The sequence below is a fragment of the Actinophytocola sp. genome (assembly GCF_050699935.1).
In the GTDB taxonomy this organism is placed as follows: domain Bacteria; phylum Actinomycetota; class Actinomycetes; order Mycobacteriales; family Pseudonocardiaceae; genus Actinophytocola.
On record NZ_JBOHGB010000032.1, the window covers coordinates 45,693 to 55,387 of the forward strand.

The 9,695-nt window shown below is 72.2% G+C and carries 11 protein-coding genes; 6 read left to right on the top strand and 5 right to left on the bottom strand.

Features of this window, described 5'->3' with window-relative positions; all coding sequences use genetic code 11:
- From ACRDTB_RS13695 to mptB (ACRDTB_RS13705), 3 genes are all read left to right on the top strand, one after another.
- Positions 1-1,650, top strand: a complete 1,650-nt coding sequence (locus ACRDTB_RS13695; protein WP_431430569.1) for a dipeptide ABC transporter ATP-binding protein — start codon at positions 1-3, stop codon at positions 1,648-1,650.
- A 133-nt stretch (positions 1,651-1,783) separates the two neighbouring features.
- Positions 1,784-3,292, top strand: a complete 1,509-nt coding sequence (gene mptB, locus ACRDTB_RS13700; protein ID WP_431430570.1) for a polyprenol phosphomannose-dependent alpha 1,6 mannosyltransferase MptB — start codon at positions 1,784-1,786, stop codon at positions 3,290-3,292.
- Complete coding sequence (mptB, locus tag ACRDTB_RS13705) at positions 3,289-4,806, top strand: polyprenol phosphomannose-dependent alpha 1,6 mannosyltransferase MptB (RefSeq protein ID WP_431430571.1); 1,518 nt, start codon at positions 3,289-3,291, stop codon at positions 4,804-4,806. The genes mptB (ACRDTB_RS13700) and mptB (ACRDTB_RS13705) overlap by 4 nt, the downstream gene beginning before the upstream one ends.
- Here the strand turns inward: mptB (ACRDTB_RS13705) and ACRDTB_RS13710 are convergent.
- Positions 4,701-5,282 carry a hypothetical protein gene (locus tag ACRDTB_RS13710; protein ID WP_431430572.1) on the bottom strand — a complete coding sequence of 194 codons (582 nt, stop codon included), beginning with the start codon at positions 5,280-5,282 and terminating at the stop codon, positions 4,701-4,703. The two genes, mptB (ACRDTB_RS13705) and ACRDTB_RS13710, sit on opposite strands and share 106 nt — an antisense overlap.
- A 120-nt stretch (positions 5,283-5,402) precedes the next feature.
- Between ACRDTB_RS13710 and ACRDTB_RS13715 the strand changes: the two genes are divergently transcribed.
- Positions 5,403-6,224: an ArsR/SmtB family transcription factor gene (locus ACRDTB_RS13715; protein ID WP_431430573.1), complete on the top strand. Its 822-nt coding sequence runs from the start codon at positions 5,403-5,405 to the stop codon at positions 6,222-6,224.
- A 24-nt stretch (positions 6,225-6,248) separates the two neighbouring features.
- Here ACRDTB_RS13715 and ACRDTB_RS13720 read toward each other — a convergent pair whose 3' ends face one another.
- Entirely contained in the window at positions 6,249-7,514 is a 1,266-nt protein-coding gene (locus ACRDTB_RS13720; RefSeq protein ID WP_431430574.1) for an aminotransferase class V-fold PLP-dependent enzyme, read from the bottom strand.
- A 94-nt stretch (positions 7,515-7,608) separates the two neighbouring features.
- On the opposite strand from ACRDTB_RS13720, the gene ACRDTB_RS13725 reads away from it, so the two are divergent.
- Positions 7,609-7,974: an MBL fold metallo-hydrolase gene (locus ACRDTB_RS13725; RefSeq protein WP_431430575.1), complete on the top strand. Its 366-nt coding sequence runs from the start codon at positions 7,609-7,611 to the stop codon at positions 7,972-7,974.
- Positions 7,857-8,147: an MBL fold metallo-hydrolase gene (locus ACRDTB_RS13730; RefSeq protein WP_431430581.1), complete on the top strand. Its 291-nt coding sequence runs from the start codon at positions 7,857-7,859 to the stop codon at positions 8,145-8,147. The genes ACRDTB_RS13725 and ACRDTB_RS13730 overlap by 118 nt, the downstream gene beginning before the upstream one ends.
- Before the next feature lie 11 nt (positions 8,148-8,158).
- Here ACRDTB_RS13730 and ACRDTB_RS13735 read toward each other — a convergent pair whose 3' ends face one another.
- From ACRDTB_RS13735 to ACRDTB_RS13745, 3 genes are read right to left on the bottom strand one after another with little or no spacing between them, the layout of a single operon-like run.
- Positions 8,159-8,341 carry a VOC family protein gene (locus ACRDTB_RS13735; protein WP_431430576.1) on the bottom strand — a complete coding sequence of 61 codons (183 nt, stop codon included), beginning with the start codon at positions 8,339-8,341 and terminating at the stop codon, positions 8,159-8,161.
- Positions 8,342-8,357: 16 nt separating this feature from the next.
- Complete coding sequence (locus ACRDTB_RS13740) at positions 8,358-8,546, bottom strand: VOC family protein (protein ID WP_431430577.1); 189 nt, start codon at positions 8,544-8,546, stop codon at positions 8,358-8,360.
- Positions 8,547-8,570: 24 nt separating this feature from the next.
- The gene (locus tag ACRDTB_RS13745; RefSeq protein ID WP_431430578.1) at positions 8,571-9,503 is read right to left on the bottom strand and encodes a S66 peptidase family protein; all 933 of its coding nucleotides are present in this window, start codon (positions 9,501-9,503) and stop codon (positions 8,571-8,573) included.
- Between the last annotated feature and the right edge of the window lie 192 nt (positions 9,504-9,695).

The following is a 9,695-nucleotide window of genomic DNA, read 5'->3' on the forward strand; positions in this document are numbered from 1 at the left end:
ATGCCCGACGACACGACGCTGCTGGAGCTCAAGGACCTGTCCGTGCGCTACCGCGGCGGGTCGCGCGAGGTCGAGGCGGTGCGCGAGGTCGACCTGACCCTGGGTGCCGGCGAGACGCTGGGCCTCGCGGGGGAGTCCGGCTGCGGCAAGTCGACGCTCGCGATGTCGGTGCTGCGGCTGCTGCCGGCCACGGCCGAGATCACCGGGGCGATCCTGCTCGACGGCGAGGACGTCCGCGCGATGCGGTGGGGCCGGCTGCGCGCGGTGCGCTGGACGTCCGCGGCGATCGTGTTCCAGGGGGCGATGCACGCGCTGAACCCGGTGCGCCGGGTGCGCGACCAGATCGCCGAGCCGATCCTGCTGCACAGCGAGCCGCCGCCGCCGGCGGCCGAGCTGCGCACGCGGGTGGCCGAGCTGCTCGCCCAGGTCGAGCTGCCGGCCACGAAGGGCGATGCCTACCCGCACGAGCTGTCCGGCGGGCAGAAGCAGCGGGTGATGATCGCGATGGCGCTGGCGTGCGAGCCGCGGCTGATCATCGCGGACGAGCCGACCACCGCGCTCGACGTGATCGTCCAGGCACAGGTGCTCGACCTGATGACCGGCCTGGTGGCGCGGCAGGACATCGGGCTGATCATGATCAGCCACGACCTGGCCGTGCTCGCGTCGACCTGCCAGCGGCTCGCGGTGATGTACGAGGGCCGGATCGTGGAGGAGGGCGTCGCGGCGTCGATCATCGCCGAGCCGGAGCACCCGCACACCAAGGCGCTCGCCGCCGCGTTCCCGACCGTCGGCGATCCGGACTACCGCTACGCCCCGGCGACGAGCAGCCCGTTGGGCCTGCCGGAGCCGCCGGTGGCGGGGGAGGCGTCCGGGGAACCGTTGCTGCGCACCGAGGATCTGCGGGTGACGTTCACCGGCCGCGGCCGGGAGTTCACGCACGCGGTCGCGGGCGTGAATCTCGACGTGCGGCGCGGCGAGATCGTGGCGCTGGTGGGCCAGTCCGGTTCGGGCAAGACGACGTTGGCGCGCACGATCCTCGGCCTGCAGCAGCCGACCGGCGGGCGGGTGATCTACGACGGCGCGGCGGCTCCCACGTCGACACGTGGGCTGAAGGCCTACCGGCGGCAGGTGCAGCTCGTGCTGCAGGACCCGACGAGCGCGCTGAACCCGCGGCACTCGGTGTACGAGTCGGTCGCGGAGGGCCTGCGCATCCACCGGGTCGCGGGCAGCGAGCGGGAGAAGGTGGCCGCCGCGCTGGAAGCGGCGGAGCTGCGCCCGCCCGAGGAGTTCATGCCGCTGCTGCCGCACCAGCTCTCCGGCGGGCAGCGGCAGCGGGTGGTGATCGCGGGCGCGCTGGCGCTGGAGCCGGCGCTGCTGGTCGCCGACGAGCCGGTGGCGTCGCTGGACGCCTCGGTGCGCGGCGAGATCCTGGCGCTGCTGCTGCGCCTGCGGGCGAATCTGGACCTCGCCGGGCTGGTGATCACGCACGATCTCGGCCTGGCGTGGAACGTCGCGGATCGGGTTGCCGTGATGTACCGCGGCGAGCTGGTCGAGGTGGGACCGGTGGACGACGTGCTCCGCGACCCGAAGCACGAGTACACCCGATCGCTGCTGGCCGCCCTCCCGACGACTCAACCGACCGAGGCTTGATCGCTACCCGCGGTGCCACGTCCGGCACGCCTCGTGCGCCAAAAGCGCCGGTTGCGGCAAACAGACCAGTGCCCCTGTGTAATCTCGAACCGCCATGTTCACCACCACCGATGCCACCCCCGGGGCGCCTCCTGTGACCATCGTCGACGCGACCGACGCGGAGCCCGGTGTGCGCACGCACCCGTTGCCGGTGCGCACGATCGCGCTCGGCACGATCGGCAGCGTGCTGATCCTGGTCAGCGCGCTCGGTGCGGGGGCGATCTTGGCGCAGGACCCGCTGATCGGGCGGGGCGCGATGTCGTGGGTCCGGTACGGACACGGGCGGATGCTCGCCACGATCATCCTCTACTTCGGATTCCTCCTGGTGGTCTGGGCTTGGATGCGGCTGGGCCGGCACGTGCTCGCCGGCCGGGTCGGCACGCGGCCGGTGCTCGTCGCGGCGGGGTGCTGGATCGTGCCGATGCTGTTCTCGCCACCGGTGTTCAGCCGGGACGCCTACCTCTACATCGCCTACGGCACGCTGCCGCTGCACGGGTTCGACCCGTTCGCGGTCGGCCCGGGCAACCTCGACGTCGAGCCGGTGGTGGACAACGTCGACTCGTTCTGGCAGAGCACCCCGGCGCCGTACGGCCCGCTGTTCATTCTGCTGGCCAAGGGCGTCGTCTCGGTCACGGGGACGAACATGATCGCCGGCGTGCTGCTGATGCGGCTGGGCCTGGTGATCGGCGTCGTCCTGCTGCTGTGGGCGATGCCGATGCTGGTGCGCCAGCTCGGCGGCCGGCTGCCGGTGGCGATGTGGCTCGCGATCGCCGGACCGATGACCGTCGTGCACCTCATCGGCGGTCCGCACAACGACCTGCTGATGGTCGGCTTCCTCGCCGCCGGCACCGCGCTGATGCTCGACCGGCGGCACGTGCTTGGCATCGTGCTGGTGACGCTCGCGGTCGCGGTCAAGGCCACCGCCGCGATCGCCCTGCCGTTCCTCGTCTGGGTGTGGGCCGGGCACCTCGACTCCACGAGATGGCGCAACTTCACGCGGGCCTGTGCGAGCTCGGTCGGAATCTTCGTCGTCACGTTCGCCGTGGCGACGTTCGTGTCCGGAGTGGACCTGGGCTGGATCGCCGCGTTGGACGCGCCGACCGCGATCGTCAACTGGCTGTCGCTGCCCACCGGGACCGGTGAGTTGGTCCACCAGGTCGTCGGCCTGGCGATCGACCTGCCGAAGGTGTACTTCGTCAACGCACTGCGGATCGCCGGCGGCGTCCTGCTGGTCGTCATCCTGGTCAAGCAGTGGTGGCGCGCACGCGACGGCGGCCCGGACGCGGTCAAGCGCGCCGCGATCGCGCTGCTGGCCGTCGCGATCCTCTCGCCCGCCACGCTGCCGTGGTACCTGACCTGGGGCTTCGTACTCGCCGCCGCGCTGCCGTGGAGGCGCCGCCAGCTCGCCGTGCAGGTGTCGATCGCCGTGTTCCTGGTGCTGACCTACACCCCGGCCGGCGACGACGCCCTCTACGACTGGCTGTTCATCGGGCTCGCGGTCGGCGTGTCGGTGCTGGCCGGCGTCTCGCTGCTGCGGCCGGATCCATTGAAAGTCTTCAAGCCCTACGACGAACCACTCACACCGGTTGGAATCGCACGTTGAGCACGGAAATCGAAGCCGCACCCGGGGGAGCCGACATCGAGCGCGCCACCGGCGACACCCCGGCGACCCCCGAACGATCGACCACCCCGAGACGCACGATCGCGCTCGGCACGGTCGGCTCGGTCATGATGCTGCTCGGCGGGCTCGGAGCGGCCGCCGGCGCGGTGAACGACCCGTTCATGTCGGACGGTCCGATCTCGTGGCTGCGCTTCGGGCACGGGAAGATGCTCTCCACGGTCGTCGTCTACGCGGGCGTCGTGCTGCTGGTGTGGGCATGGGTGCGCCTGGGCAGGCTGGTCCTCGCCGGCCGCGTCGGCACCCGGCCGGTCGTCTGGGCGGCCGTGTGCTGGATCGCGCCGATGCTGCTCGCGCCCGCGATGTTCACCCGGGACGTGTACTCCTACCTCGCGCAGGGCGCCACGGCACTGGCGGGTTTCGACGTGTACCGGGCCGACCCGACCGTGCTGAGCTCACCGGAGCTCATCGAGAACGTGCACCCGTTCTGGCTCGACCAGCCCGCGCCGTACGGACCCTTCTTCATCTTGCTGGCCAAGGGAACCGTGTGGCTGACGGGCCCGAACATCCTGGGCGGCGCGCTGCTGATGCGGCTGGTGCTCGTGGCCGGGTTCGGGCTCCTGCTGTGGGCACTGCCCGGGTTGGTGCGCCACCTCGGCGGGCGGCTGCCGGTGGCGGCGTGGGGGATGCTGGCGGGCCCGCTGACGGTGGTGCACCTGGTCGGTGGCCCGCACAACGACCTACTGCTGATCGGGTGTCTGGCTGCGGGCACGTTGCTGATGCTGGACGGGCGGCATGTGGCGGGCTTCGCGCTGGCGACCCTCGCGGTGGGGGTGAAGGCCAGCGCGCTGGTGGCGCTGCCGTTCCTGGTGTGGGTGTGGGCCGGGCACCTGAACTCGACGCGGTGGCGGAACTTCGCGCGGGCGTGCACGTGCGCGGTGGCGACGTTCGTGGTCGTGCTGGGGTCGGTCTCGCTGCTCGCCGGGGTGGACTACGGCTGGATCCGCGAGATCAACGCGTCCGCGAAGCTGGTGAACTGGCTGTCGATGTCGACCGCGTCGGGGGAGATCCTGCACAGCGTCCTCGGCATCGCGATCCAGGTGCCGGCCGACTGGGTCATCACGGTCACCCGCCTCATCGGCCAGACCGTGCTGCTGGTGCTCCTCATCCGGATGTGGTGGCGCGCCCGGGACGGCGGGCCGGGCGCGGTGCGCCTGGCGGCGTTCGGGTTGCTCGCGGTGTCGGTGCTGTCGCCGACGCTGCTGCCCTGGTACCTGTCGTGGGGCCTGGTGCTGGCGGCCGGACTGCCGTGGAAGCCGCGCCAGCTGGCGGTGTTCGTGGCGATCTCGGTGTTCATGGTGGCGCCGTACTCGGCGGACGGCGAGCAGCTGCTCTACGTGTGGGGCTGGGTGTTCCTGGCGGTCGCGGCCTCCGTGCTGGCCGCGGTGTCGCTGGTCCGCCCGGACCCGCTGCGCTGGTCGCACCGCACGTTCATCTGACGGCGACGCGAGCACGCCGCACGGGCTCGTCGCCGTGCCCCGCGGTGCTCACGCGCCCTTCGCCGTGAGGGTCGTGATCGCTCGGGTCGCCGCGGCCCGGACCCGGCGCACCGGGTCGTCCGCAGCCGGGCCACGTCGTCGAACGCGTCGCCGAGAACGTTGTGGGCGACGACCTTCGCGGCCATCTCGCGCACCCGCCACGCCGGGTCGTGCAGAGCCATGCGCAACGCCGGGAGTGCGCTGGCCTCCCACGCCCACAGCAACCCGCGGGCGCTCCACACCCGCGCCCAGTAGCGCAGCTCCTCGTCCTCACGGCGGGCGAGCCACCACGACGCGGTGCGGCCAGCGAGCACGCGCACGAACGCGTCCGCCACGTCGCCGCCCTCGAGGAGGCGCACGCAACGGGCGACCACCTCCGGCCGGCCGAGCCGAGCGCACTCGGCCAGGATCCGCTGGCGCGGGGTCGGCTCGCTCACCGGTCCACCTTCCCATTCCAGCTGCCGTCGTCGCTGCCACCTTCTCGCCGCCACCGTTGACGTGCAGCCAATTGGCTGCCTATAGTCATGCAGTCAAATGGCTGCATGTTGAGGTGGCTGATGGATGACGTGTTCCGGGCGCTGGCCGATCCGAGCCGGCGGCGCCTCCTGGACCGGCTCAACGACCGCAACGGGCAGAGCCTGCGCGAGCTGTGCGCGGGGCTGGACCTGGCCCGGCAGTCGGTGAGCAAGCACCTCGCGGTGCTCGAGGGCGCCAACCTCGTGTCCGTCGTGTGGCGCGGCCGGGAGAAGCTGCACTACCTCAACGCGGAGCCGATCAACGCCATCGCACAACGCTGGATCCACCGCTACGACCGGGATCGCGTGCACGCGCTGGCCGACCTGAAGACCGCATTGGAGGCAGAACCCATGGGCGATCCCACGTTCGTCTACACCACGTTCATCGACACCACGCCCGAGCGGCTCTGGCGCGCCCTGACCGAGCCGGAGTTCACCCGCCGGTACTGGAGCGGCCTCGAGCTCGTGTCGGACTGGCGGGTCGGCTCGCCGGTCCTGCTGCGGCACGGGCCGGACGAGCAGGCCACGGACCAGGGCCAGGTCGTCCTCGAGTCCGACCCCCACCGCCGGCTCGCGTACAGCTGGCACAAGTACCAGCCCGAACACGCGGAGCTGTTCGGCTGGTCGCCGGAGCGGCTCGCGGAGCTGCGGGAGGAGCCGCAGACGCAGATCGCGTTCGACATCGAGGAGGCCGGGCCGGTGGTCAGGCTGACCGTGACGCACGACGGCTTCGCCGGCGAAACCGAGATGTACAAGGCCGTCAGCGGCCGGCTCGAGCAGAGCGGCGGCTGGCCGCACCTGATCGCGAGCATGAAGACGTTGCTGGAGACCGGCGCGCCGCTGCCCGAGCCGGCGCACGCGTAGTGACCGAAGTGGACGGTGGGCGGTCTAGGCGAGCGTGCGGACCGCCTCGATCGTCCGGTCGATCTGCTCCGGGGTGGTCACGATGCTCGGCCCGAGCCGCAGGTACTGCTGCGCGTAGGGCGTGACGCTCGCGGCGATCCGGTGCTCCTGGCGCAGCGCCGCGGTCGCCGCGAAGGCGTCCATCGTGGACAGCTCACAGCAGACGATCCCGGCGGACAGGCTCGGTGTGGCGGGTGTGACGAGCCGGACGCCGTCGATCCCGGCGAGGCCCTCCTTGAGCTGGCCGGCCTGCTCGGCGGTGCGGGCGGCGATCCGGTCGCGGCCGATCCGGCCGTGGAACTCGAACGCCTCGCGGGCCGCCCAGCGGTGCTCGAAGGAGTGGTACCCGCCGGGGGTGAACGCGGCACCGGGCCCGCCCGCGTCGCCGGAGAAGGTCGGGATGAGCGCGGCGAGCGCGTCCCACTCCCGGCCCCACAGCAGCCCGGTGCCGCGCGGCCCGAACAGCCACTTGTGCGTACCGGTGGCGAGGAAGTCGCAGCGCAGGTCGCCGATGTCGGTGTCGACCGCGCCGAACCCGTGCACGCCGTCGACGCACAGCAGCGCGCGGTCGGCGGGCGGGCGGCCGGCGTTGGCCTCGGCGACGGCCTCGCCGATGGCCGGGATCGGCAGCCGCACGCCCGTGCCGGAGTGCACCCAGGTCACCGCGACCACGCGGGTACGCGGCCCGATCGCGGCGCGGAGCCGGGCGACGATCTCGGCCTCGCTCGCGGCGGACGGCTCGTCGTAGAGCCGGATGCGGCGGACGGTGGCACCGGTGCGCTCGCTCGTCAGGCGCAGGGCCTCGGTGGTGGCGTAGAAGTCGTGCTCGGTGGTCAGGATCTCCTGGCCGGGGCGCAGCTTCAGGCCGGAGTAGAGCAGGCCGAGCCCCATCGTGGTGCTGTCGGTGAGCGCGATGTTCGCCGGCTCCGTGTTGAGGTAGCCGGCGGCGGCGCGGCGGACCTCGTCCTCGGCCTGGTGCTGTTCCTGGACGTAGTGCGCGGTGTCCCGATCGAGCCCGGCGCGGTGCCGGTCGATCGCGTCACCGACCGGCTTCGGGTGCGCCGCGAGCACGAACGCCGCGAGGTGGACGAGGTCCGGGTCGAGCGGGAACTGCGCGCGCACGGAGTCCCAGTCGTCCGGGTCGAACGCGGCGGACCGGGTCCCCGGCCGCGCCTCGGCGGTACAGCCGCTGAGGGCCGCGCCCGTGACGAGTCCGGCGGTGAGCAGGCTGCGGCGGCGCAGGACGTCCATCCCGCGATCGTATGCGCTGACAGCGAACCGAGGGGCGAATCGGCGGACCGCTAGCGGGGGGCATGGAGATCACCGAGCCGCGGTCGAGTGGATCGTGATCACGCACGGGCACGAGGATCATGCCGGCGCCGCGGCGGAGGTCCGCGCGTGGCACGGCGCCCCGGTCCATTGTGCACGAGGCCGACGCCGCGTTCGTCACCGGAAAGGCACGACGCCCCGAGCCGGTGCTCACGGAGTTCGACGCGGCGCTGTGGGATCAGATCGGCGCGCTGGGTCTCCCGCCGACCCCACCGACCACAGTGGACGTTGCGCTGACCGGTGGGGAGGAGCAGGACTTCGGTGGTGGGGCGCGGGTGCTGGCCGTCCCGGGACACACGCCCGGCAGCGTCGCCGTGTACCTGCCGGCACCGGATCCTGTTCACCGGCGACACGATCGCCAGGAGCCCGGCGGGCGAGGTGATACTGGGCGTGTTCAACCAGGACGAGGACCGGCAGCTGGCCGCGTTCCGCCGGCTGGCGGAGCTGGACGTCGAGACGGCGTGCTTCGGCCACGGCGATCCGCTCGTCACGGACGCCGGCGCGGCGCTCCGGGAGGCGGTGGCGAACCACCGCCCGCGCGATCCCGTCGCCTGAGCCAAGGATCCTCACAGCGACTGGACGAGTTGGATCGGGTTGCCGTCGGGATCGGCGATCCACGCGATCAGCAGACGATCGAGCCAGACGTGCGGGGACGCCAGGGGAGTGGCACCACTCGCGACCAGGTCGCCGTACGCCGATGCGGTGTCGTCGGTCCAGAGGACGACCGCCGCACGCTGGCCCTCGGTCATGGGATCCAGGCCATGGTCATCGCGGGGTGGAGACCGCCGAGGCGATGCCGATCTGGTATCCGTCGAGGGCGAGGTCGACGTGAATCGGCTCGCCGTCGGTGGGCACCCGGAATGTCTCGGTGAAGCCCAGCCGCGCGTAGAAGGCGACGGCCCGCGGGAGGTCCTCGCTGAAGAGAATGACCTGAGGCGTGCGGAAGACGGACATGTCGCGATCGTACGGTCGGCGCGGCTAGCTCAGGGCGGGCTCGGCGAGGGTGAGTGTGCCGGCGTCCGCGTCGAGGGTCGCCGTCACGCCGAGTGGGATGGTGAGTTGTGCCGGGACGTGGCCGAAGCCGAGCTCCCACACCATCGGAATCCCCAGCCCGCCCAGCAGGTCCGCGAACACGGCGTACACATCGGACGGTTCGCCGCAGCCCGTCCACGAGCCGAGGGCGATGCCGGACACGCCGGTGAACCAGCCCGACCGCAGCAGCTGGGTGAGCATCCGGTCGATCCGGTAGGGCTCCTCGTGCACGTCCTCCAGCAACACGATCGAGCCGTCGGGCGCCCGGTCCGCCGCGCCGACGCACGACGACAGCAGGCTGAGATTGCCGCCGACGACGATCCCGGTCGCGGTGCCGTGGTTCATCGTGGCGACCGCGGGCCCGGTGAGCGTGAGCATCGACTCCGGCTCGAACAGCGTGGTGCGCAGGTACTTCTGGGCGGTCTGGTCGAACGACTCGCCCGCCGTGATGGGGGAGAACACCGTCACGACACCGAGGCGCTCGCCGATCGCGGCGTGCAAAGCGGTGATGTCGCTGGAGCCGGTGAACACCTTGGGCCCGGCCCGCGCCGTCGACTCGGCCATCGTGTCCCAGTCGAGCAGGTCGAGGACCCGCATGGCGCCGTAGCCGCCGCGGGCGCACACCACCGCGTCGACCTCCGGGTCGCACCACGCGCGCTGCAGGTCGGCGGCGCGGTGCGCGTCGAGGCCGGCGAGGTAGGGCAGCTCGGGATGCCGGTCGAGGACGTGCGCACCGACGCGCACGCGCAGTCCCCAGTCCCGCAGCACCGCGACTCCGCGGTCGACGAGCTCGGGCTGCGGCGGGCCGGCCGGCGCGACGATCGCGACCGTGCTGCCGGGCGCGAGCCGCTTGGGCCGGGTGCGGGTCACGGTGCTCATGGTTCGTCGCTTCCGCTCGCGGTGTTGGTTGGTTCGCTTGGCTTCTGCGCTACTCGCCGTCTTCCCTCGTCGCGTGCTCGGCGCTGGCGCGCCTGCGCGCGATCGTCGGTCCAGACGGCGAACGCTGCGTCGCTCCCGCTCACGGTGTTGAATGGTTCGCTTCGTTCCTGCGCTACTCGCCGTCTTCCCTCC

Bases quoted from the DNA above. Each gene is read 5' to 3' on its own strand.
- ACRDTB_RS13695 (WP_431430569.1), top strand. From the start codon at position 1: ATGCCCGACGACACGACGCTGCTGGAGCTCAAGGACCTGTCCGTGCGC.
- ACRDTB_RS13720 (WP_431430574.1), bottom strand. From the start codon at position 7,514: ATGGACGTCCTGCGCCGCCGCAGCCTGCTCACCGCCGGACTCGTCACG.
- ACRDTB_RS13735 (WP_431430576.1), bottom strand. From the start codon at position 8,341: ATGACCGAGGGCCAGCGTGCGGCGGTCGTCCTCTGGACCGACGACACC.
- ACRDTB_RS13715 (WP_431430573.1), top strand. From the start codon at position 5,403: ATGGATGACGTGTTCCGGGCGCTGGCCGATCCGAGCCGGCGGCGCCTC.
- ACRDTB_RS13745 (WP_431430578.1), bottom strand. From the start codon at position 9,503: ATGAGCACCGTGACCCGCACCCGGCCCAAGCGGCTCGCGCCCGGCAGC.
- ACRDTB_RS13740 (WP_431430577.1), bottom strand. From the start codon at position 8,546: ATGTCCGTCTTCCGCACGCCTCAGGTCATTCTCTTCAGCGAGGACCTC.